General features: G+C 43.2%; 20 protein-coding genes. 5 read left to right on the forward strand and 15 right to left on the reverse strand.

Features of this window, described 5'->3' with window-relative positions:
- Nucleotides 1–119: 119 nt before the first annotated feature.
- On the forward strand, nt 120–1,406 hold the full coding sequence (locus IPZ60_RS01680) for a trans-acting enoyl reductase family protein (RefSeq protein WP_194196143.1): 1,287 nt from the start codon (nt 120–122) through the stop codon (nt 1,404–1,406).
- Between the two features lie 861 nt (nt 1,407–2,267).
- Here the strand turns inward: IPZ60_RS01680 and IPZ60_RS14340 are convergent.
- Together IPZ60_RS14340 and IPZ60_RS01695 are read right to left on the reverse strand one after the other, a co-directional pair.
- Nucleotides 2,268–2,567: a pentapeptide repeat-containing protein gene (locus tag IPZ60_RS14340; protein ID WP_369074413.1), complete on the reverse strand. Its 300-nt coding sequence runs from the start codon at nt 2,565–2,567 to the stop codon at nt 2,268–2,270.
- Nucleotides 2,568–2,781: 214 nt separating this feature from the next.
- A complete protein-coding gene (locus IPZ60_RS01695) occupies nt 2,782–5,319 on the reverse strand; it encodes a Tex family protein (RefSeq protein ID WP_194196146.1) in 2,538 nt (845 codons plus the stop codon).
- A gap of 379 nt (nt 5,320–5,698) precedes the next feature.
- Here IPZ60_RS01695 and ompR point away from each other — a divergent pair, with 379 nt between their 5' ends.
- Both ompR and IPZ60_RS01705 read left to right on the forward strand, forming a co-directional pair.
- Nucleotides 5,699–6,457 (forward strand): two-component system response regulator OmpR, encoded by a 759-nt coding sequence (gene ompR / locus IPZ60_RS01700; protein WP_194196147.1) that lies wholly within the window; start codon nt 5,699–5,701, stop codon nt 6,455–6,457.
- A 79-nt stretch (nt 6,458–6,536) separates the two neighbouring features.
- The gene (locus tag IPZ60_RS01705; protein ID WP_320108706.1) at nt 6,537–7,715 is read left to right on the forward strand and encodes a CobW family GTP-binding protein; all 1,179 of its coding nucleotides are present in this window, start codon (nt 6,537–6,539) and stop codon (nt 7,713–7,715) included.
- A gap of 83 nt (nt 7,716–7,798) precedes the next feature.
- Here the strand turns inward: IPZ60_RS01705 and IPZ60_RS01710 are convergent, their stop codons facing one another.
- The 4 genes from IPZ60_RS01710 to ubiG form a co-directional block, all read right to left on the reverse strand.
- Nucleotides 7,799–8,065: a DksA/TraR family C4-type zinc finger protein gene (locus tag IPZ60_RS01710; RefSeq protein WP_194196149.1), complete on the reverse strand. Its 267-nt coding sequence runs from the start codon at nt 8,063–8,065 to the stop codon at nt 7,799–7,801.
- Nucleotides 8,066–8,216: 151 nt separating this feature from the next.
- Nucleotides 8,217–9,002 (reverse strand): YciK family oxidoreductase, encoded by a 786-nt coding sequence (locus tag IPZ60_RS01715; protein WP_194196351.1) that lies wholly within the window; start codon nt 9,000–9,002, stop codon nt 8,217–8,219.
- A gap of 146 nt (nt 9,003–9,148) precedes the next feature.
- Nucleotides 9,149–9,859 carry an HAD family hydrolase gene (locus IPZ60_RS01720; RefSeq protein WP_194196150.1) on the reverse strand — a complete coding sequence of 237 codons (711 nt, stop codon included), beginning with the start codon at nt 9,857–9,859 and terminating at the stop codon, nt 9,149–9,151.
- Nucleotides 9,860–9,936: 77 nt separating this feature from the next.
- Nucleotides 9,937–10,764 (reverse strand): bifunctional 2-polyprenyl-6-hydroxyphenol methylase/3-demethylubiquinol 3-O-methyltransferase UbiG, encoded by an 828-nt coding sequence (gene ubiG / locus IPZ60_RS01725; RefSeq protein WP_194196151.1) that lies wholly within the window; start codon nt 10,762–10,764, stop codon nt 9,937–9,939.
- Nucleotides 10,765–11,226: 462 nt separating this feature from the next.
- Between ubiG and IPZ60_RS01730 the strand changes: the two genes are divergently transcribed.
- A complete protein-coding gene (locus IPZ60_RS01730) occupies nt 11,227–11,850 on the forward strand; it encodes a thiol:disulfide interchange protein DsbA/DsbL (RefSeq protein WP_194196152.1) in 624 nt (207 codons plus the stop codon).
- A gap of 180 nt (nt 11,851–12,030) precedes the next feature.
- Here the strand turns inward: IPZ60_RS01730 and yjgA are convergent, their stop codons facing one another.
- The 8 genes from yjgA to mazG all read right to left on the reverse strand — a co-directional run bounded on the left by yjgA (nt 12,031) and on the right by mazG (nt 19,619).
- Nucleotides 12,031–12,543: a ribosome biogenesis factor YjgA gene (yjgA, locus tag IPZ60_RS01735; RefSeq protein ID WP_110922009.1), complete on the reverse strand. Its 513-nt coding sequence runs from the start codon at nt 12,541–12,543 to the stop codon at nt 12,031–12,033.
- Nucleotides 12,544–12,592: 49 nt separating this feature from the next.
- On the reverse strand, nt 12,593–13,558 hold the full coding sequence (gene rapZ / locus IPZ60_RS01740; RefSeq protein WP_194196153.1) for an RNase adapter RapZ: 966 nt from the start codon (nt 13,556–13,558) through the stop codon (nt 12,593–12,595).
- Nucleotides 13,559–13,632: 74 nt separating this feature from the next.
- The gene (gene panC / locus IPZ60_RS01745) at nt 13,633–14,532 is read right to left on the reverse strand and encodes a pantoate--beta-alanine ligase (protein WP_194196154.1); all 900 of its coding nucleotides are present in this window, start codon (nt 14,530–14,532) and stop codon (nt 13,633–13,635) included.
- Between the two features lie 39 nt (nt 14,533–14,571).
- Complete coding sequence (gene panB / locus IPZ60_RS01750; protein ID WP_194196155.1) at nt 14,572–15,372, reverse strand: 3-methyl-2-oxobutanoate hydroxymethyltransferase; 801 nt, start codon at nt 15,370–15,372, stop codon at nt 14,572–14,574.
- A gap of 92 nt (nt 15,373–15,464) precedes the next feature.
- Nucleotides 15,465–15,998: a 2-amino-4-hydroxy-6-hydroxymethyldihydropteridine diphosphokinase gene (gene folK, locus IPZ60_RS01755; protein ID WP_194196156.1), complete on the reverse strand. Its 534-nt coding sequence runs from the start codon at nt 15,996–15,998 to the stop codon at nt 15,465–15,467.
- Nucleotides 15,991–18,213, reverse strand: a complete 2,223-nt coding sequence (pcnB, locus tag IPZ60_RS01760) for a polynucleotide adenylyltransferase PcnB (RefSeq protein WP_194196157.1) — start codon at nt 18,211–18,213, stop codon at nt 15,991–15,993. Before pcnB ends, folK begins: the two co-directional genes overlap by 8 nt.
- A 166-nt stretch (nt 18,214–18,379) precedes the next feature.
- Nucleotides 18,380–18,754, reverse strand: a complete 375-nt coding sequence (locus IPZ60_RS01765; RefSeq protein WP_194196158.1) for a ComEA family DNA-binding protein — start codon at nt 18,752–18,754, stop codon at nt 18,380–18,382.
- Nucleotides 18,738–19,619, reverse strand: coding sequence for a nucleoside triphosphate pyrophosphohydrolase (gene mazG / locus IPZ60_RS01770; protein ID WP_194196159.1), 882 nt, complete (start codon nt 19,617–19,619; stop codon nt 18,738–18,740). Before mazG ends, IPZ60_RS01765 begins: the two co-directional genes overlap by 17 nt.
- Nucleotides 19,620–19,807: 188 nt before the next feature.
- On the opposite strand from mazG, the gene IPZ60_RS01775 reads away from it, so the two are divergent.
- On the forward strand, nt 19,808–21,295 hold the full coding sequence (locus IPZ60_RS01775; protein WP_194196160.1) for a phosphomannomutase CpsG: 1,488 nt from the start codon (nt 19,808–19,810) through the stop codon (nt 21,293–21,295).
- 98 nt (nt 21,296–21,393) lie between these two features.
- On the opposite strand, the gene IPZ60_RS01780 is transcribed toward IPZ60_RS01775, so the two are convergent.
- On the reverse strand, nt 21,394–22,779 hold the full coding sequence (locus IPZ60_RS01780; RefSeq protein WP_194196161.1) for a UDP-glucose/GDP-mannose dehydrogenase family protein: 1,386 nt from the start codon (nt 22,777–22,779) through the stop codon (nt 21,394–21,396).
- Nucleotides 22,780–22,807 lie beyond the last annotated feature (28 nt).

The following is a 22,807-nucleotide window of genomic DNA, read 5'->3' on the forward strand; positions in this document are numbered from 1 at the left end:
TAAACATTTAACTTCTATGGATAGTTTGGCTTAGTCTTAGTTGTACTAAGTCATTCATCAAGAAACCATTCATTTTAAAATGGCTCATCAAATAACCTAACCTATTAAGGATAATAAATATGGATACCAATACGGAAACCTCAAATAACACGCTACAAAGCAGCAGTGAAAGCCGTCCTTACGCGGTTGTTCTATACGGTGCAACCAGCTTCGTTGGGAAAATTACCGCACATTATTTAACAGAGTTTTTGTCCAATGCTGAAGATGCAAATGGGGCTAACGTCACGTGGGCAATAGCAGGTCGTGACGAAGCAAAACTGAATGAGCTACAGTCGGAGCTGGAAAGCAAAGTAGATATTATTATTGCTAACAGTAATGATTCGGCGAGTCTCGATGAGATGACCAAACAAGCCCAAGTCATCATCTCTACCGTTGGCCCCTATCTTAAGTATGGTGAACCGCTGATTAAATCTTGTAGCGCTAATGGTACGGACTATGTCGACCTCACTGGTGAAGCCATCTTTATCAAAGACATGATGGATAAGTATCAAGATGCAGCAAAACAAAGTGGTGCTCGTATCATCAACTCATGTGGATTTGACTCTATTCCATCAGACTTGGGTGTCTACTTTACACAAATAAAAGCAGAAGAGAAGTTTGGTGAAGCGTGCGATGTGATTCACATGCGTGTAAAAGCGGCAAAAGGTGGTCTATCGGGCGGTACCATTGCCTCAATGGCGACTATATTTGAAGAAGTCGGGAAAGACAAATCACGTCGTAAGCAGGTAGCAAACCCTTATTTACTCAATGATGATACAGATGCGCCAAACGTGCGCCAAGACAATGTGAGCAAGCCAGAATACGATAGTGAGCATAAGCGCTGGCTGGCGCCTTTTGTGATGGCAAGTATAAATACTCGTATCGTACATCGTAGCAATCAGCTACTCGGCTATGAATATGGTCGTGGTTTTAAATATGACGAAGCGATGTGGATGAAAAATGGGGTGCAAGGTCAGCTATCAAGCTATGCCTTGAGCGCAGGGTTGTTTGGATTTGCCACGGCCATGATGATTACGCCGAGCCGTGAGTTATTATCCAAACATGTATTGCCTAAATCAGGTTCTGGCCCGTCTAAAGAAGAGCAGAAAAATGGCTATTTTGATATTCGTCTCTTTGGTCAAACCACCAAGAAACACACGGTCAACACCAAAGTCACAGGTGATAAAGATCCTGGCTACGGTAGCACCTCACGTATGCTGGCTCAAGCGGCACTGTGTTTGGCGCAAGATGTCAGTAAAGAGACTGTTGGTGGTGGTTTTTGGACACCAGCATCTGCGATGGGTGATCAGTTACTTACTCGCTTAGAAGAGCATGCAGGATTGAGTTTCGAAGTCGTCGACCATTAATGTCGTTAACCCTATATAGAAGAGATATAGCATGAAGCCTGCTTAAGTTAGTAGCTGTAGCAATCTTACCTAGTCTCTTTGTCTTACAACTCTCTTGAAATAACGATAGCTAATAAGAAATTTTATTTTTAGCACTCTTATAACCGTATCTTGATATCAAGGTATGGTTTTTTAATTTTAGAATTTTATAACGATTTTAAAGAAGAGAAAAATACATCGCAACTACCAATACATGGCCCATTACAACAACAAAAATACAGTCATTGCACGATGTCACATGAAAACATTAAGCTGTGAGACTATTAATTTATGTACTACTGAATTAATGTGAGCTTAATTGGTATTCTCCTCTACAGAGTTTATGACTGGTCAATAGTCAGTTAATAATATCATCTTACTCAATCATGATAGCCAACGTAGCGGTTATCATGATTTTATTTTACCTATATATTATTTGTTAACTATACTAAATATATATATTTAAAATTATAAATAGATCTATGTTATACAAAACAAGTTGTGCGAAATAATATTGAACACTGGTTAGTTTAAGAGTTTTTAATAAGACTACTTCGAACTGGCATATTAAATTTGTAATTCAAGGAATTAATCCATGCAAAAACGTACTTTACCTCTATCGCTACTTATTGGTGCAGCGCTGACTCTCCCAAGTTTGGCAATGGCAGCACCTGCAAATGTGAAACCAGTAGACATGCAAAAAGCGGCTGCTGATAGCGCTATGCAAGCTAATGTTGAAAGTGCAGAGAGTGAGATCGCTGCTGCTGAATCTAGCCCATTTCAAATCAGTGAAACTCAAACTATTTCTATTGCGCGAACCAATAGCAATGCAGGCATGGCTACTCAAGTAGAAGACATGCAACAACCAGGCATGCAACAACCAGGCATGCAACAACCAGACATGCAACAACCAGACATGCAACAACCAGGCATGCAGCAACCAGACATGCAGCAACCAGACATGCAGCAACCAGACATGCAACAACCAGAAATGCAACAACCAGAAATGCAACAACCAGGAATGCAACAACCAGACATGCAGCAATCAGACATGCAGCAACCAGACATGCAACAACCAAGCATGCAACAGCCAGACATGCAACAGCCAGGCATGCAACAGCCAGGCATGCAAAAACCTATCATCAGATAGTTAGGCAATATTAGCTAACGAATTACGTAAAGCCGTAATCTTATGTTGTGCTTCCAAAAGTAAAAGACAGCGGTAATGTATTAATAACCACTCGTCTAAATAATCTTAAAATACTTTATTTTTGCGGATGACATAAATGATAGACAAAAAAAAGGCAGCCTAATGGCTGCCTTTTTTTTGTCTTATAAAACTTAATTGCCCATTAGGCTATTTCTTAGTTTTGGTTACACCAGCTTCTTGCAACAGTGCACCGAGGGTACCCAATTTGCCAGGCGCTTCAGTTTTCTCAGCTCTTGGCGCTTTGCTACGACTATTGCTAGCACTACCTTTGTCCTGACGTTCGCTACGTGGCTTATTTGGTCGCTTGTCAGCAGCTGGACGGCTGCTATTTGGGCGACTGCTACGAGGACGACTGACTTTCTCATCAGAGCCAGTTTCTTTAACAATAGGTTTTGCTGCTGAACGTGCTGGTTTTTCAGACTCAGGCTTCATGCTGAAACCAATACGACCACGTTTTTCATCAATAGAGATGACACGTACTGACACGATATCGCCCGGCTTGACACGGTTCATGGGATCAGCGACGAAATCATTGGCCATCTGTGAAATATGAACCAAACCGTCTTGATGAACACCGACATCGACGAAACAACCGAAAGCGGTCACGTTGGTCACGACACCTTCAAGCTGCATACCTTCTTCTAAATCTTTGATGCTATTTACATCATCACGGAAGTTCGCCGTCTTAAACTCAGGACGTGGATCACGTGCTGGTTTAGCCAGTTCGTCTAAAATTGCTTTTATGCTGATATTGTCATCATTAGCAGCAATTGCAGTAGCATCGATAGTATTTAATATTCCATCATTACCGATAATTTCTGGCAAGGCTTTGCCCGTTTGCGCAAGTAAGCTATCGACCAATGCATAGCTTTCTGGATGCACACCAGTGGCGTCAAGTGGATTACTACCATCATGGATACGTAAGAAGCCTGCTGCTTGTTCAAAGGTCTTAGCACCCAAGCGTGGTACATTCTTCAATGACTCGCGACTGTCAAAGGCACCGTGTTCTTTACGATAAGTGACTATTTGTTGGGCGACATTGCGATTTAAACCAGCGATATGGGCCAAAATAGCAGGGCTAGCAGTGTTCACGTCGACACCAACCGCGTTTACACTATCTTGAGTCACTTTATCTAGACTATCTGCTAGCTGAGTCTGATTCACATCATGCTGATATTGACCAACACCAATGGCTTTTGGATCAACCTTAACGAGCTCTGACAACGGATCTTGCAAGCGGCGAGCGATAGATACCGCGCCACGTACAGAAACATCCATATTGCCAAGCTCATCACTAGCCAGCTCACTGGCTGAATAGACAGATGCACCCGACTCGTTAACGATAACTGCTTTGGCTTTTAGCTCAGAATTGGCTGCTAAAATCTCTTTAATCATCGCGTCTGTTTCGCGGCTTGCCGTACCATTACCAATAGCCACTAGATCGACGTTATAAGTGCTTAACAATTCATCAATGACTTTTTTGGCTTCACCCATTTTATTGTCAGGTGCAAATGGATAGACGGTTGAAACAACAGGCTTGTCTTCGCTGTCTAGCATGACATGGCCTTGAGCATCGACAATCGACATTTTGACACCATGGCGAATACCAGGATCGACACCTAAAATAACTTTGCGACCAGCAGGCGCTGACATTAATAAGTGCTGCAGGTTGTTTGCAAACACATCAATGGCATCCGCTTCAGCAGTCAGACGTTTTTCAGTCAATAAGCGATGTTCAATATGCGGACGCCATTTGTCTTTCCATAGGCTGCTAGCCGCTTCTGTTAAAAACTCACGGCGAGCGGCTGGTGCAGTAGCATCAACATTGAAATGGCTAATAGCTTTTTCAATAAATGGGGCGTCTTCGCCTTCAATTTTCAGACCTAAGACGTTTTCTTGGCGACCACGTAGCATCGCTAATAGGCGATGATTAGGCAGACGAGCTAGGCTTTCGCTGTGCTCAAAGTAATCTTTGAATTTTTCACCGACTTCACGTTTTTCATCACTAGCAACGCTCGACACGATACTGGCCGTCTTGGCAAAACCACTGCGCAAGTTGTCTAGCAAATCTAGCGCTTGCGTCCATTCATCAACGATGATGGCTTGTACACCAGCCAATTGTTTTTCGATATCGCTGAAATCAACGTCAATCTCATTACCACTATCATCGGTAATGCTAGATTGTACTTGATAGTCTGCTAGTGCCTCTGTTGGGGTAATCTCTTGTGTTAGCACCGCTTGGGCAGCAACATCGAGACCAGCAGCACGTGCTTTAGCAGCAGGTGAACGGCGACGTGGACGATATGGTAGATAGATATCTTCTAACTCAAGCTTAGACGTCGCATTATCGATACGCATCTGCAACTCGTCGGTTAAATTACCTTGTGTGCTGAGCAGCTCAGTAATTTTTAGGCGACGAGTGGCCATGTCACGCTCGTAATTGAGAGACTTCTCTAACGCTCGCAATTGAGCATCATCAAGATCCTGAGTCTTCTCTTTGCGGTAACGGGCAATAAACGGAACAGTCGCGCCTTCATCGTAAAGTTTGACAAACGCATTGACTTGAGCAGTCTTAATGCCAAGCGCGCGAGCAAGCTTGTCGTGAATATTCGCGTGTGTGGTTGCATCCAAAACCTTTGCATTTGTCGAGGTTTGAGATGGCGTTAAGGTATCAGTGCTACTCATATACGTATCAATCGTTGAGAAATGTAGTTTTGCATTATAGCAAAAGCTGCATGAATAAAAATCCTTTTTATCTTTTCGTTATTTATCACGTGTTTTATAGCAGAAATCGCCTAATATCATAGGTTCTGTCGCCTTGTTAAACAAACGCATACAGCATTTGTCCTTATGAGTGATGCAATTAGTTGTGCAATCTTATACACTAAAGTATCAATAACTAAAATATCGGTATGTTCTGGCACATTGAACAATAGTTTTCAATTAAATGAAGATATTGCTCCTGACCAGAAGTTAGATAATGAGACTGCTTTACCTATAATTTTTTACACATGTTTTTATGTATATTTTCTGCTAATAATAATTTTTATAAGAGGATGCCTGTATGCCTGATAATACCAGCCCCGACACTTTGACTCAGCGTATTTTAGTCGTCGATGACGATGCACGTCTGCGCTCGTTGTTACAACGCTTTCTGGAAGACGATGGTTTTGTCGTTCGTACTGCTCATGATGGCAGTCAGATGGACAAATTAATGCAGCGCGAACTGTTTTCTTTAGTCGTGTTAGATTTGATGCTACCAGGCGAAGACGGTATTAGTATCTGCCAACGTCTGCGCGAAGACAATGGCGACATCCCTATCATTATGCTGACTGCTAAAGGTGGCGATGCAGATCGCATTGCAGGACTCGAAGCGGGTGCTGATGATTATCTGCCTAAGCCATTTAATCCAAAAGAGCTACTAGCTCGTATCAAAGCCGTATTGCGCCGCCAAAACCGTGAGTTACCTGGAGCACCAAGCCATCAGCTTGAAGTGGTTGAATTTGGGCCATGGACACTAGATCTATCGACTCGTACGCTCAAACGTGACGGCAACGTTGTTACCTTAACGACAGGTGAGTTTTCGGTATTAAAAGCTCTAGTACAGCATCCACGCGAGCCATTAACCCGTGACAAACTGATGAACCTTGCACGTGGCCGAGAATGGGGTGCAATGGAGCGTTCTATCGATGTACAAGTATCACGTTTACGTCGCCTGATCGAAGACAATCCCTCACAAGCACGCTACATCCAAACGGTTTGGGGTGTGGGCTATGTATTCGTCCCTGACGAAGCAGACATTGAAGCCGTCAAGGGTGAGTAACCTTTGACTGACATAATTTTCTTTTAATATAGGCCGTGTTTGCTTACTCATAAACACGGCCTATATGATGAGTATCTCTGTGAAAAAACCTATTATTTTTCAAAACATACCCTGCACCTTAGTGACAGGGTTTTTGGGTGCCGGAAAGACGACCGTAATCAATCAATTACTGGCTACAAAGCCTACCGATGAGCGTTGGGCTTTGCTGATTAATGAGTTTGGTCGTATCGGTATTGATGGCGCGCTACTAGCAAGCTCACAAGACAGCAATCTTGAACAACAAAAAATTGCCATTCGTGAAGTCAATGGTGGCTGTATTTGCTGTACCAGTCAGCTGCCCTTACAAATAGCTATCAGCCGGCTACTCAGTGAGCACCATCCACAGCGCTTGCTCATTGAGCCTACAGGGCTTGCTCATCCACGTGAACTGATCAATCAACTCGGTGCCCCACATTGGCAAACAGCGCTAAAAATGCAAGCCGTGATAACAGTACTCAGTGGCAGCCAATGGCAACAAGAAAAGTATCGTACTCAAGAAGGTTTCCAAGCGCATGTCCGTGATGCAGATGCACTGGTGATTAATCGTTACGATCAATTGCAGGATGGCGACAGACACGCCTTAGTGGAGTGGATAGCCAAGCTAAATTCGCAAGTAAAGATCATCTGGGTACCGTCTGAGCAAGCCACATCTGATATTAAAAATACTTACCTATTGGCATTGAACGATCAACTGAGCAATTCTAGCCAAATAATTTCGAAACAACGTAAAATAAATATCGCTCACCCCCCCAAATCTGTTATGGGCTTGCAGCCTCGTAGCGGATCTATATCGACGTCACCGTTATCTGAGCTTTCAACCGAAAGCGACGAAGATCAGAGCAACATAGATACCGATCAACCTTACCGCTATCATGAAAAGCAACAAGACATACTACTGGCAGGTTGGCGATTACCCGCACACTATAGGCTAAATGCCGATAACTTGCATAATTGGTTATTAAAGTTACCCAACTGGCTACGTATCAAAGGAGTTGTCAATACTACTGAGGGTTGGCTACAGATCAACTTCACCCCTGATAGTCTGACGACCAGCACAGCCAGCGTGCAGATTGATAGTCGAATAGAAATAATTTTGCAGTTAGACGAAAATGATAATACAGCTAGAGAAGATGTAGCGATTAAATACAAACCTGAATTATCAGCAACCGCTATAGATTGGGATACCTGTGATCACGAGCTGATGGCTATGGTTGTATAGCTCATAGCAATAGAATACGTAATTAGATCAAATTATATATACAAAAAAAGACCCTGCTATTTTATATAGCAGGGTCTTTTTTACTAACGTAATTGACTGTCTTTACTACCACGCCGATTGAATATCTCAGCAGCATGAGCCTCTTGTTCAAGTTCTGTCTGACAACCTACGCAGTGTTGGATACCAGGTACTGCTAACCGTCTTGCCTCTGGAATGGGATTGCCACATTCATCACAAAGCTCTGCACTAACACCCGTTGGCAACGAACGTCGTGCCCGTTCTAATGCATCATTAACGGTCGCATCCATCTGTTCGTGCTCAGCACCATCTCTTGACCAACCACCTGCCATAACTCCATCCTATTTATTATCATTAGATATTATAAATCACTTTAATAACAGATAGATGGGGTTGTTTATAATTGATTACAACCTACTACTAGGTTCAAAAGTCATGTATAAAAGTGTTAAATAACCACATTCCCGAGCAAAAATCACCCTGCTAATCTTTTGGTTGCAGCTCGACCACTTGCCCGCGTACGCCAATACTCTCATCACTCATTAGACAGACATAGCCTGCCATGATGTCTTCCGGTGTTTTTAGACTCATTGGACTTTCTCCTGGATAAGCATGGGCTCGCATGTTGGTACGTGTACCGCCAGGATTGATACAGTTAAAACGCAGATTCGTGGTGTTTTGCGTCTCCTGAGTAAAGATATCGCTCATACCTTCTACCGCCTGCTTTGAAAGTGCGTAAGCGCCCCAGAATGCACGAGGATGTGTACCAACTGTGCTAGAGGTAAAGACAATAGAGCCATTATCCGCATCTTTAAGTAGTGGTAGTAGCGCTTGGGTGAGCATAAAAGTCGCGGTGAAATTGACTTTCATGACTTGAGCAAAGGTATCGATGTCATACATCTCAAGGGGGGTCAGCTGTCCGAGCACACCTGCATTATGTAGGATGCCATCTAACTGACCGACCTCTTTATCGATCAGCCCTTCTAGCTGCTGCATTTCAGCATAACTTGCGCCTTCTAGATTCATCGGTAACATCGCTGGTTGCTTACCACCAAAACTCTCTATCTCATCATACACATATTCCAGCTTGCTACTAGTACGTCCAAGCAGCAGCACCGTCGCACCATAGCGAGCGTAGGTTAGTGCAGCGACTCGACCAATACCATCACCGGCACCCGTCACCAAAATAGTTTTACCATCTAAGCAGTTATCAGATGGCACAAAACAACGAATATCATCATGAGTTAAAGGTTGCTTGGTGTTTTTCATATCTTGTTGGTCAGCCGATTGGTCAATATTTGCGCTCATGTAATTGCTCACTGCTTATCGTTTAATAGGTTGGGATATTTTCTTACATTGTCTGATTCAAAGTTATTTATTGGATATTATTTACATCCATACCTTTGCTCAATGATTTATAAATAATCAAATTTACCAGATGACAGCAGCAATTTACTTAATTGCTCAGGTGTCTCGGTAATGTAGTCTGCGCCCCACTTCTTTAGATTTTTTTGATCTTGCGGCGGGATATAACCATATGCTGCCAAAATCGTCGGCATGCCAGCTGCATTGCCAGATTCGATATCGCGTATATGATCGCCAACATAAATCACACAGCCAGCCGCACCACGAGGTATACCTAGCTTTTCGAGTGCCATATACATAGGTTCTGGATCAGGTTTTGGGCGAGACACGTCATCAGGACAGACCAACACAGCACAGCGTTCGTCCAATTGCATTGTGTTTAATAGTTTCTCTGCCAAATAACGCGGCTTGTTGGTCACAATACCCCATGGCACTCTTTTCGCTTCGAGGTCTGTAAGTACTTCCTCTAACTCAGCGAATACACAGCTATCGACACATATATCTGCCTCATAATCATCCAAAAACTGCTGACGAAAATCAAGCAAGGTTTCTTCACTGACATCGAGTTGCTCGTTATGTCGTAACATCAACTGTACCATCGCTGAGGCACCGGCAGAAACCTGCTCACGTATCTCCAACTCAGGTGGTGCTTGCCAGTTGTTTTCGAGGCTCATCTTACCGATGATACGGACAAAGTCAGCAGCAGTATCAATTAAGGTCCCATCAAGGTCAAACAACACTGCTTTTACAAATTGGGCCATAGCAAATACTCTCAAGGTGAATAACAAGATTAATAAAATATGATGTCACAAAAGCAACCGAACACAGTATCAGAGATCTAAGCCATTGGCTTTTGCACAGCAATCATATAATTGACATCGACATTCTGTGCCAGCCAGTAACGCTTGGTCAATGGATTATAATGCAACCCAATGATGTCTTTACGCACAAATCCAGCATTGCTTGCCATTTTATCTAATTCGGCTGGGGTAATAAACTTGGCATAATCATGGGTACCACGATCGAGTAAGCGCAGTACATATTCTGCTCCAACAATAGCAAACAAGTATGACTTGGGGTTACGGTTAATGGTCGAAAGCACACAAACCCCACCTGGTGCTAGCAGATCAAAACAAGCCTGCACAATTGAATTCGGGTCAGGAACATGCTCAAGCATTTCCATACAACTCACCACATCGAACTGACCTGCATGCGTCTGTGCTAAGGTCTCTACTGGGATATGTTGATATCGTAGAATATCCTCTAAGCCGCTCTGCTCTGCATGTAACGCTGCTGCTTTTAAATTTTCAGTACCTAAATCAACCCCCGTCACATCAGCGCCACGACGTGCCATTGATTCTGACAATATACCGCCGCCACAACCGACATCCAACACTTTTTTGCCCGCTAATCCAGTCTCAGCTGATTTGCTAGAATCATGGCTTTGATAACTGCGCTTAACATTTTCTTCTATCCAATTTAAGCGTAATGGATTGATTTCATGTAAGGTTGCAAACGCGCCCGTATTGCTCCACCATTCACTGGCCAAGTTGTTAAATTTTTCAACTTCGCTAGGATCGACATTGATAGCATTAGCATGGGTATCATTGACGGTGGTATTCGTTTGCTCATTCAAAGAAGGCTGGGAAGATAGAGCTGAACTCATAGCGTTTTTCCTTTATTGTCATTATCATGTACAGTACGCAATTATGCGTTTAATATTAGCATGCGAGCAGCAATTTTGTTGTGAGGACATCGTCACCGATTGTGAAGTGTGATCACAAACTCTAGCCAATCACTACTTTAAATCGTTTAGGTAGCCATCCTTGGTAATAAGCTCAAGCAGCATACCATTCAGACGGTCAGACTCTAAAGAACAAGATCAAAAGCCATAAAGATCAATAATGATGAGGGTATATAACAATAAGCAATATACCTTAAATAATAGCTCACAGCTTTACAACCATTGGTTAAGAATCAGATTCACAAGTACACACATTTTACATTATCATAGTCGATACGCTATTATAGTTAGATTATACTCGACGCTATATCGTTTATACACTCAAAACTATAGCTATAGAAGCCTACTAACAAACCCTAAGTCTCTACATCTCAAGGATAAAGTATGAAACGTGTCATCACACTGACTGGTCTAGCCATGGCTATTGGTCTTGCCACTACAGGCGCACAAGCCGCTGATTATGTCGCTGGAAAAGACTATCGCGTGCTAGACAATCCAGAAAAAATTAGCGGTGATGCTATCATTGTTCGTGAGTTTTTTTGGTACGGTTGCCCGCATTGTAACGCGTTGAATCCACATATGGAAAAATGGGCAAAGAACAAAGATAAAGATGTTGCCTTCTTCAAAACTCCAGCAGCAATGAATCCTGTTTGGGAAACCAATGCTCGTGGTTTCTATGCAGCGCAGTTATTAGGATTCGAAAGCAAAACACATGATGCCATGTTTGATGCAATCCACAAAGATGGTAAAAAACTGTTTGACCAACAGTCAATAAGCAAATGGTATGGTTCACAAGGTGTTGACGAGAAAAAATTCAACAGCCTTTATAATTCATTCGCTGTTGGTACAAAAATTGGTCGCTCACAAGCTGGTGCTAAACGCTATCAAGTATCAGGTGTACCAACGGTTGTGGTACAAGGTAAATATGTCATCAGTGGTCAAGACGCTACTGTACCTAAGATCGTTGACTTTTTAGTCGATAAAGTTCGTGCTGAAAAGAAAAAATAGTATAGCTTCTATCTATTATATATAGATAAAAGAGAGATTAAGCCATACAAAAAAGCCAATCATATAATGATTGGCTTTTTTGCATTTCAGTACTGCTGTTTGAATATTTTGGCTAGCCTGTAGGTCTATAAACATGGTAGTGTCTATAAACTAAGCCTGACTATCAAGTTTATACGTTCGTTATTTTTTTAGCTGTGACAGTATAGCCACTTCACGAATATAACTGGCCAAATCTGCTTTTGACTCTGACATTAGCTCATCATCATTTGTATGCTTAGCATACTCAATCCAGAGCAATAGCTGATACATACTATGGTGCTCAGAAGCTTTGTATTGTTTGACAAACTGCTTGAGCGTACCTTCATCATTGATGTTTAGACGCTCATACCAGCTCTCTATCTTAGAAACTTGCTCTTTAGGAAAGTATGAATCGAATAGTGCCTTAATCAGCTCATGGCGATTTTCTTCAATCATAAGCTTGCCAACTCGTTTAGTCTGACGATTACGAGCATTGGCGCTAGTGATATCAGCTAGTGCCATCAGCTCTGCCATAAAATAATCACTGGCAGGCAAGGCTTTTAGCTGTTTTTTTGACAAACTAGCAAGTGGTATCGATAACTGCTGCAAGCGCTCATGGGCTTTTTTGAGTTCTGTGCGCGAGACGCGCATATCCTGTTCTTTCCAGTCGATCATAAAAGCTTTCCAAAATAATAAATAATAAAATGAATAGTGTCTGCTGCTATTACCAGCGACTTTTTTCGCGATGTTTAGCCAGCACCTTTACGCCTTTCGGCATAACATCAGCAAGACGACGCTGTAAATTATCAGTGATAAATACTGAACGGTGCTTGCCACCAGTGCAGCCAATCGCCACTGTCACCGTATGGCGGTTATTGTGTAAAAAATCTGGTAGCCAACGTGTTAAGAACTTTTCGAGATCATTGGTCATCTCGGCGACTTCTGGATAATCTGCAAAGAACGCTGCCACTTCAGCATCCAAACCTGTCGATGTACGTAGTTCAGGGCTCCAATGGGGATTCGGCAAAATTCTCACATCGAATACAAAATCAGCATCAATAGGACTGCCGTATTTAAAACCGAAAGACAGCAAATTAATGACTATCTGATTATCGACACCAGTATGCTCGCGCAAACTGTCTTTTAATTGATGGATATTCAGCGTGCTGGTATCAATTCTAATATCGGCATGACCCGCAATTGGCTCTAATAACTCAACTTCTTTTTTGATAGCCGCTGGCAAATTAAAAGCGATATGCTTTGCATTATCACTATCAATATCCTGCGACATCAGAGGATGTACCCGTCGAGTCGCATTAAAACGTGCTATCAATGTGCTTTCTTGTGCAGTCACATAAACGACTTTTACTGCTTGTGTTCCATATATTTCTTTTAGCGATGCGTACGTCTCTGCAAAATTGGACAGATCGGCACGCGGCGTTCGGATATCGACACCGAGTGCAATACGGCGAATACCACTTTCGTTCACCAACTTATGCGCGGCATTAGGCAATAGCGATAACGGTAGATTATCAATAGAGTAATATCCCAAATCTTCTAAGATATTCAATACCGAGGTTTTACCTGATCCTGAACGACCTGATACAACTAAAATACTGAGCTTGTCAGTGGCTACTTTACCTGCTACCGACTCAGATTGATTGTTGTTTTCGCCTTGATTTATATCCATAATCCGCTTACCTTAGTCCATTGCACCTAACAAATCGCCTTGTATACTCAATCCACTATAAAGGAATTACAGCGTTAACCTACTGTCACTAATTGATTGTCCAACAAACGCGCACGTCCTAGCCAAGCAGCAACCAGAATAATCAAGTTTTTATTTTCTACATTAAAAATGGCAGTCTCACTAACAACCGAGTCTAGCGTGTCAGTTTTTATTTCTAAATAATCAATTGTGAAACCAGCGTCAGTAATACGCTGCTGCGTTTCTACTAGCAATAATTGAACGCCCTGCTGGCTCTGCTCACCACTCTCTAACTGCATTGCTAAATACTGCAACGCTTGATGTAATATAGGTGCTACTTGACGCTCAGCAGCGCTTAAGTATTGGTTCCGCGATGATAGTGCCAAACCATCAACAGCACGCACAATAGGTGCACCGATAATATGAATGGGGTAACTTAGATCACGTACCAACTGCTTAATAATTGCTAATTGCTGATAGTCTTTTTGTCCAAAAACAGCAATATCTGGTTGTACGATATTAAACAATTTAGAGACGACAATACCAACGCCATCAAAATGTCCTGGACGCGATTGTCCACATAACTGAGTCGTAATAGCACCAGCAAGAACGGAGGTCGGTGGCGGTAATACTGGGTACATCTCCTCGATACTAGGAGCAAACACGTAATCTGTACCCACTGTCGCAAGCTTAGCCACATCCTCATCGAGCGTGCGAGGATAGCTCTCAAAGTCCTCTCCTTCTCCAAACTGAGTAGGATTGACGAAAATACTAACCACCACGATATCCGCATATTGCTTGGCAATTTTCACTAATTCAAGATGACCATCATGCAAATTGCCCATCGTCGGCACTAACGCGATGCGTGGCTGGCTATTTTGATTCTCATTTTTTTGACCACGATAAGACTGTAAAGCGGCACGCAGTGCTGAGATATGATGATGGATAATAGGCATGATTAAATATTCTTCTATTTATAATCGTAAAACTAACTATTAATTGAATTGATGCTGTTCAGTAGGGAAGTTACCTTCACGTACCGACTGTTGATAAAGGGCAAATGCCCCTTCAATGCTGTGCGCAGTATTACGCTCATCTGTAAGAAAATCGTGAACAAAGCGTGGCACACGGCCATGAGCCATACCTAGCATGTCATGCATAACCAAGACTTGACCGTCAGTATCTGCACCAGCACCAATGCCAATGACTGGCACGGCAACCGCATCTGTCACGGCTTTTGCAAGCTCAGCAGGTACACATTCTAATACTAGCAGTGCAGCACCAGCGTCAACCACTGCTTTGGCATCAGCAAGCAGTTTATCAGCCGCTTCATCACCGCGACCTTGAATTTTATAGCCGCCAAATACATTGACTGATTGCGGAGTCAGACCAAGATGCACACAAGTGGGTGTGCCTGCTTGTGCTAATGTCGTGACCAACTCACAGAGCTCGCTACCGCCCTCAATTTTGATCACGTGCGCGCCTGCTTGCATCAGCTTACGGCTATTAGCAATCGCTTCTGGTAGTGTCACATAACTCATGAACGGTAGATCAGCCAGTATCAGAGCGTGTTTATTGCTACGGGCAACATTGGCAGTATGATAAGCCATATCGTTGACTGTCACGGGCAGCGTTGAGTCATGACCTTGCACGACCATGCCCAAACTATCACCAATCAAAATGGTATCAATCTCTACCTTGTCCATCATCCGTGCAAACATAGAGTCATAGCACGTCAAGCAAGTGAACTTAGTACCTTCTTTTTTAAATTTATTTAAAGTAGATAACGTCGTCATATGACCCTCAATTATTCTGCTGTGCAGCTACTCATTAATATTGTTTATCAGTCATTAACAATGCTAACGACGACTATTCTAACATTTGAAAATCATGCGTTATTTGCCAGTAACTTTAAGCCTGTCCAATCTGCACTCTGTGGATAATCACCGATCGGCGCACCTTTGATTATCAAGTTTGGCGCCAACTCTCGGAGCGGTATCAGTACAAAGTTACGCTCAGTCAATCCAACATGCGGTACGCTTAATTGTGGCTCTGTGATGTGCACGTTACCATACAATAAAATATCGACATCGAGACTACGCTCGCCCCAGTGTCGTATGCGTGCACGCATGGCTTGCGACTCTAACTGCTGGCAAAATGCAAGCAGCTCAAGCGCTGTCAACGTGGTCTCGAATCCAACAACTGCATTGACAAAGTCAGGCTGATCCTGCGGTCCCATAGGAGCCGATGCATAAAATGAGGATACTTGAATTTCACGTATCTGCTCATGCTCTCGCATCGTTGCAATTGCTTGCTGCAAATGCTCTGCTGGTGAACCCAGCTCATTAGCGAGATTGCTACCCAAGCCTACATAGCAGGTAACCCAACTAGCACTATCCGTATTGTTATCCATATTAGGCATTTTCAATACTTGGCTGGCGACGGCGACGCTTCGATGGTACAGGACCTTTATTGTCACTCACATTATTAGCAGTAACCTTACTATAAGCCGCTTGACTGGTTTTAGCAGCCTGACTTTCTGTCGCTTTCGCTGATTTTCTAGCTTTTACAGGAGCCGTAACTTTCGCTGCTTGCTTACGCTCTGGCGGATTTTTGGCTTTAGTGTCTGTTTTATCAGCGGACTGAGCTGCTGGCTTAGGTGCTTTTTTCGCATACTTCGCAGCAGTTTGCTCTTGATTAGCTGCTATCTGAGGCGTTGCATTGTCTACAGTAGGCTCGCGACGACGGCGCTTATGCGGTATTGGCTCGTTATTCATACTTACTAGCGCAGGCGATCTGGCCACCGAACGAGTAATATGTGTTGTAGATACAGGCTGAGTCTCTGATGGTTTAGCGCTAGATGATGGAACACTATTTGAACGAGCCGGACGTGTACCTTCTACTCGCTCCGCCTTCTTAGCCGACGTGTTCTGAGTTGCTGCTTTTTGCTGCACAGGTTCATTAGAACGTTTAGACTTATCATTACCTGACAGTTGCTTTTGTAATGGTGGCACGACTTTCTCATGCTCTATAACAAATAACGGTGCAGGCTTAGAATGATGGCGTTTATTTGCAGTTTGACTACTGGCACTGGCAAGAGATAACTGCTGTAGCTGGGCAAGCTCATTACTGTCTTGCTTTGCTTGTTGAAACTCATGGCTATTATTTTTGTTGCTACCGGAATGCTTGGCAGGAGCCGATTGACTGGCAGCGCGACGGCGGCGTGCTGGAATATTCGACGAGTCATTTACCATTGTCTGATCATTCCTACCTTGCTCAGTACCATTACTGGCTTTGCTTTGCTTGGTATTTTTTTGATGAGAGACTGTATTATCACCACTGTTTGACTCTGGCTTTTGACGATTGCGCCCGCGACCACGCTGTCCTTGCTGCTTGTAGGCACCACGGCGGATATTCTCATCAAACTCATCAACAGCCTGCTCTTGGTCTTGCTCAGATAATGTCTGATACGTCTGCCACCAGTCGCCCATACCATTGGTAGACTCTGATAGCGGATGCTCAGCATCACCGCACTGCTCGCGCAATAATAAAAAGTCAAAACCCGCACGGAAACGTGGATGCTCAGAGAGCTGGACGATTTGTTTACTACGCGGGGCTGCAAGTTTCGGCTGTAATACCCAAATATCACGGATAAACTGCTCTGCAAACTTAGGAATCGCCGTTTTGATACGTTGACGATCAATCACTTTACCAGCAGCATGCATTTGTGCTTCAGCAAATGGCATATTACGTTTTTTAGCTTTTGCCAACTGATGGAGGTAGTTTTCCCACAATAGCGCGGCATAAAAGAACGCAGGGTTAATACTCTTGCCCGCTGCAATACGTTTGTCCGTATTGATAGCCACTTGTTTGACGAGCGCACTTGGCTCAGACGGTGGATAAATAATTAAGCTGTCTATTGCACCTGATTCAAACAATAACGGCAGCAATGGCACTAGATAGCCACCCGTAAACATCTTCTGCGTTTCATCATAGAGGCGATGCGGTGATATTTGCTCAAGCAACGCCCAATTACCATCATGAAATTGATCAGATAATGCCTCATCAAATTCAAAACCAAGCTTGGCCTTAAAACGTAAGGCACGTAATAACCGTACGGGGTCTTCTTCTATACGAACGGGCGCATGGCCAAGCAGTCGAATGATTTTGTTATCAATATCTTCAAGCGCACCACAAAAATCATGAACCACACCTTTAAGCGGTTGATAATAGAGTGCGTTGATAGAAAAATCACGACGAGAGAAATCCTGTTTGATATCACCCCAAACATTATCACGCAGAATCATGCCATCTTGATTGGTATTAGCATCACTCGTTGGCGGACCACGGAAGGTAGCAACCTCAATCAGTTCTCTGCCTGAATACACGTGCGCCAACTGAAAGCGACGACCTATAATACGGCAGCGCTTACCAAAGACGTCTTTGATTTCATGCGGTTTGGCATCAGTGACCGCATCAAAGTCTTTTGGACGTAGACCCAATAAGGTGTCACGCACACCGCCACCGACGATATATGCGTCAAACCCAGCTCGGGTTAAAGTGGCAATTACTTCAGTAATGGAATTGGGTAATTCAGATTTATTCAGTTCTAACTGCTTGGCGGCACGCTCGGCCATGCATCTACTCCTCGCCGGTATTCTTTGACCACCCCTGATAAACACAGCGTTTATCAGGCGGATGTACCCACTAGTTTAACAAATTTTGGACGCAGTAGGTGTGTTATGACATTTACTTACGTGCTATTTTGTCAATATCGGGGTTAATTAAAGCAAAATAATGCTCTTAATCTTGTACGCTTAAACGTCCTCGATTTTTCTCAACGGTTTTTGCACCGATACCTTTGACCTTTGCCAACTCATCAACTGTCTTAAAATTACCAAACATCTCACGATATAAAATAATCGCTTGGGCTTTGCTACTACCAATACCGTTTAGTGAAACCAATTCACCTTCACTGGCACGATTGATGTTCATGGTATATTGCTCACGTGCTTGAGTTTTGGCATTTTCTTGTGACAACAGGTACTCATAGGCGCTTTGAGGATTATCAAAACAGGGCGCAGCATTAGCATTATTAAGTATCAAAATAGCCAAAACACAACCTAAAATAGCAGTCTTGACTACGCTAGCAAACGAGATTTTAGGATGAGCGTTCATGTTGTTTCGCCGCTTCCCATAATGCATCCATCTCTGTTATGTCGCTGTCTTCCAAACGCTTGCCAGCCTCAGCCAATTGCGTTTCAATATAACCAAAACGTGACTTAAATTTATGCACACACGTCAGCGTTGCTGTTTCTGCATCAAGATTTAATTTGCGTGCGACATTAACTAGGGCAAACATACAATCACCCAGTTCTTTTTCGACTTCTCTGATATTGGCTTTGCTTATGTCGTATTTAACAGCTTCTTTAGATTTATCTGTCAATTCACTTTTTAGCTCGGCAATCTCTTCATCTAGCTTATCCACTGCCCCTGCGATGCCTTCCCAATCAAACCCCAACTTTGAGGCTTGTTTCTGTACATCTTGTGCTTGCATGAGCGCACTACCCGCTTTGGTATTATCCAAACGTCGCTTTGGTTTACCGCGTGCCTCGCGTGCTTGCTGCTCCTCCGCTTTAATCTCATCCCAGCGTACTTTTACTGCTGCATCGTCTGTTAGGGTTTCGGCCTCAAACACGTGCGGATGACGGCGAATCAGCTTCTCTTGTAGAGTAGTAATGACGTCACTCATGTCAAAGCGCCCTTGCTCAGCATACATCTGACAATGAAACACAATTTGCAGTAGCACATCGCCCAGCTCGCCTTTGATATCTTCATCATCATCACTTTGTACCGCTTCGCCTAACTCATAAGCTTCTTCGATGGCATAAGGAATCAGGCTATGATTGCTTTGCTTTTTGTCCCACGGACAATCAACTCGCAGCCGCGCCATCAATGCTAAAAGATCATCAAGCTGTCCTGTGGCTTCTGGTGTTCCTTGTACTGGTGCAGGCACTGTGATTTTATTGTCGAGAGTATTCATAAAGGAGGCTCTTATCGTTTTGTTTGTTATTTTATTCGGTAGCTTAGTATAAAGTTAATCAATAACTATTGGCGCGCGTTTGATTCATCATTGAGTGGTTAGTGTATCATTGAACCCTGATTGGCCTATAATTGTGCTATCTATTTTATTATTTTACCACTGCTCACGCGCAAGGAATTTTTACCATTATGTCTACTTCTGCGACCATTAGCTATCAGCCAAAAACTGAATTCAATCCTATTACGATCAGCTCATTCAAAGCTTATGATATTCGCGGCGAGCTTGGTGTTAATCTGGATGAAGACATTGCTTACCGTATCGGGCGTGCCTTTGCGCAGATTTTATATCAGCGTCATAGTACAGTAAGTGAGACTCATGACAGTGATATGACAAATCTAAAACCTGCCATTGTCATCGGTAGCGACATTCGTCATTCTAGTGAACAGCTTAAACAAGCCACCATAGCAGGTATTATTGATGCTGGTGTTGATGTGATTGATTTAGGCATGACTGGTACTGAAGAAGTGTATTTTGCCACCAGTCATTATCAGGCGTTGGGTGGTATCGAAGTCACTGCCAGTCACAACCCCATCAATTATAATGGCTTAAAACTGGTCAAGGAACATTCAAAGCCAATCAGTGCCGATGATGGTTTGGCAGAGATTCAGGCACTCGCTGAGTCTGGCAAATTCACGACTGACAATCCATCAGGAAAACTGCAATTATTGACCGATAAAAAGGCTTATATAGATCATGTCATGACCTTTATCGATACGGATAAGTTAAAGCCTCTTAAGCTGGTCATTAACTCAGGCAATGGCAGTGCTGGCCCAGTGGTTGATTTATTGATTGAAAAACTTGCACGAGCTGATGCACCAGTTGAAGTGATTAAACTACACCACACTCCTGACGGCAGCTTCCCTAACGGCATTCCCAACCCTATGATCGAAGCCAATAGAGTGGCTACCCAGCAAGCCGTTTTAGAATGTAAAGCCGATCTTGGTATTGCCTTCGATGGGGATTTTGACCGTTGCTTTTTGTTCGATGAAAGTGGCGAATTTATCGATGGTAGCTACATCGTTGGTATGCTCGCGCAAGCGTTTTTGAACAAATATCCAAGTGAATCAATCGTCTACGATCCACGAGTAATCTATAATACCGAAGCGGTGATTAAAGAACACCATGGTAAGGCTGTCATCAGTAAGTCTGGACACTCATTCATTAAGCAAGTCATGCGTGACTCTGGTGCTGTATATGGTGGTGAAATGTCTGCCCATCACTATTTTCGTGACTTCTTTTATTGCGATAGCGGCATGATTCCTTGGTTACTAACCATTGAGCTACTGTCTATCACTAGTAAAACCTTATCAGAATTGGTCACAGGCTATATTCAAGCATATCCTAGCTCAGGCGAATTAAACTTTCACCTCACCACTCACGATGCGCCAACGATTATTAGTGCAATTGAAGCCAAATTCAGCAACGAGCAACCAGTCAAATCGATGCTTGATGGCCTTAGTCTTAACTTTGGCGAGTGGCGCTTTAATCTGCGGGCATCAAATACCGAACCTCTTATCAGATTAAACATTGAAAGTCGCGGCAATCAAGTATTGTTAGCCAATAAGAGTCGAGAAATAAAGGAATGGTTAGCGGCACAAGGTGCTGTACTAGCATAAAACCATGAAATTAACCAAAGACGTTTGTGATAATAAGTCAAAAAAAATCTCGCTGGTTATTAGCGAGATTTTTTGATGATAGAAAATCTTGGGTAGAACTATTTAGCGCGCCCAATGCCTATATAGTCACCCACTAGGCTATTAATTTGCATCCGTGTCAACGTATTTTGCGCATCAAATACCGGCATAGCTTGTTGATTAATTTTGGCAATATCTAATTGATCTCGTGGCGACCAACTCACGACAAAAATTGCCTGAGCCTCACGAAGTTGCTCATAAGGATTATCAATCAACTCAAGTAATGGTTGCTGCTGATAAAGCACAGCCAGTTCGGCCTGCGCTTTGTCACTATAGACTATAGTACGAATATTATAAGACCACAGTAAAGCCAACAATGGATGAATAGCTGATCCTGCCGTACGTCCAGATCCTGCTTTATAGCTACCACCCCAGACCATCACGGTTTTATTATCGATAAAACCATCAAAATATTGCCAAAACTTACGGAATATCAGCTCTTTTTGGTCTTCGTTGATGTGCATGACTGACTGCAACAGCGGCATATTTAAACTGTGCGTTTGGCTTGACTGCTGTAATTTAGACAATTCAGTAGGGAGCGTATTACCACCAAACCCCCAGCCGGCCTGTAGGTAACTGCTACCGACCCGCTCGTCCAGACCCATGATACGACTAACTTGCTTGATATCAACCTGTTGGCTATCCGCCAAGCGTGACATCTCATTCATAAAACTCACTCGCGTCGCAAGCATCGCCATGATACTACTACGAGCAAATTCTATCGTAGCAATATCAGCGTGATGTGCGGCACGTGCGTGCTGCATTAAAGGTTTTAATACTTCTAGATGTTGGCTACTATTGGCTGTTTTTTCACCCAGTAGCCATAATGAAGGATTTAACATTGAACTATAAGCATCGCCGTCTTGTAAAAAGACAAATGGCAGATAGTATACCCAAGCACGCTGTAAATGCTGAGCCAGTGCTGAGACCTTTCCTAACTGCTCGATACCACTCATAACCACAGGTAGCACCTGCTGATGGCTATGATTGAATGCCGTAATCCAACTGGATTCTGTCCATACTAATTTGATGCTGTCTAAAAACAACCAGTAAAGTGCCACAGTGCTTTGATTATCAACTTCGTCATGACTTGCCGATTCATAGCACTTTATTAACGTGTTGGCACTATCTGGCAACGCTTTGCTGGTAATAATCTGCTGCTGCTCATACATCTGCCACAGCGCTTGCAAATGATGCTCAAAGCCATATTGCTGTATCTGCTGAGTTAATAAATCCATATCTGCATACAAATGGACGCGTTGACCTAGACTTGCCAGCACCACGGCACTGGTAATAGCTTCAATACTATGACCAATAAGCACACAAACTTGATTGCCATGAGCACCTTGTGGCTTAGATGCCTGTATATGTGTGGGTGTGCGATCGTTTGTAGAATCAGCGCTCATAAGCTTACCTTTTCACGTTATTAATGTA

The sequence above is a fragment of the Psychrobacter sp. NG25 genome (genome assembly GCF_015234355.1).
In the GTDB taxonomy this organism is placed as follows: domain Bacteria; phylum Pseudomonadota; class Gammaproteobacteria; order Pseudomonadales; family Moraxellaceae; genus Psychrobacter.

What these genes read in the sequence shown, in the direction of transcription:
- ubiG (WP_194196151.1), bottom strand. Translation starts at nt 10,764, where the DNA reads ATGAGTTCAGCTCTATCTTCCCAGCCTTCTTTGAATGAGCAAACGAAT.
- IPZ60_RS01720 (WP_194196150.1), bottom strand. Translation starts at nt 9,859, where the DNA reads ATGGCCCAATTTGTAAAAGCAGTGTTGTTTGACCTTGATGGGACCTTA.
- IPZ60_RS01695 (WP_194196146.1), bottom strand. Translation starts at nt 5,319, where the DNA reads ATGAGTAGCACTGATACCTTAACGCCATCTCAAACCTCGACAAATGCA.
- panC (WP_194196154.1), bottom strand. Translation starts at nt 14,532, where the DNA reads ATGCCTATTATCCATCATCATATCTCAGCACTGCGTGCCGCTTTACAG.
- IPZ60_RS01730 (WP_194196152.1), top strand. Translation starts at nt 11,227, where the DNA reads ATGAAACGTGTCATCACACTGACTGGTCTAGCCATGGCTATTGGTCTT.
- panB (WP_194196155.1), bottom strand. Translation starts at nt 15,372, where the DNA reads ATGACGACGTTATCTACTTTAAATAAATTTAAAAAAGAAGGTACTAAG.
- IPZ60_RS01780 (WP_194196161.1), bottom strand. Translation starts at nt 22,779, where the DNA reads ATGAGCGCTGATTCTACAAACGATCGCACACCCACACATATACAGGCA.
- IPZ60_RS01775 (WP_194196160.1), top strand. Translation starts at nt 19,808, where the DNA reads ATGTCTACTTCTGCGACCATTAGCTATCAGCCAAAAACTGAATTCAAT.
- mazG (WP_194196159.1), bottom strand. Translation starts at nt 19,619, where the DNA reads ATGAATACTCTCGACAATAAAATCACAGTGCCTGCACCAGTACAAGGA.
- ompR (WP_194196147.1), top strand. Translation starts at nt 5,699, where the DNA reads ATGCCTGATAATACCAGCCCCGACACTTTGACTCAGCGTATTTTAGTC.
- rapZ (WP_194196153.1), bottom strand. Translation starts at nt 13,558, where the DNA reads ATGGATATAAATCAAGGCGAAAACAACAATCAATCTGAGTCGGTAGCA.
- IPZ60_RS01765 (WP_194196158.1), bottom strand. Translation starts at nt 18,754, where the DNA reads ATGAACGCTCATCCTAAAATCTCGTTTGCTAGCGTAGTCAAGACTGCT.
- IPZ60_RS01710 (WP_194196149.1), bottom strand. Translation starts at nt 8,065, where the DNA reads ATGGCAGGTGGTTGGTCAAGAGATGGTGCTGAGCACGAACAGATGGAT.
- yjgA (WP_110922009.1), bottom strand. Translation starts at nt 12,543, where the DNA reads ATGATCGACTGGAAAGAACAGGATATGCGCGTCTCGCGCACAGAACTC.
- pcnB (WP_194196157.1), bottom strand. Translation starts at nt 18,213, where the DNA reads ATGGCCGAGCGTGCCGCCAAGCAGTTAGAACTGAATAAATCTGAATTA.
- IPZ60_RS01715 (WP_194196351.1), bottom strand. Translation starts at nt 9,002, where the DNA reads ATGAAAAACACCAAGCAACCTTTAACTCATGATGATATTCGTTGTTTT.
- IPZ60_RS01680 (WP_194196143.1), top strand. Translation starts at nt 120, where the DNA reads ATGGATACCAATACGGAAACCTCAAATAACACGCTACAAAGCAGCAGT.
- IPZ60_RS14340 (WP_369074413.1), bottom strand. Translation starts at nt 2,567, where the DNA reads ATGATAGGTTTTTGCATGCCTGGCTGTTGCATGCCTGGCTGTTGCATG.
- folK (WP_194196156.1), bottom strand. Translation starts at nt 15,998, where the DNA reads ATGCCTAATATGGATAACAATACGGATAGTGCTAGTTGGGTTACCTGC.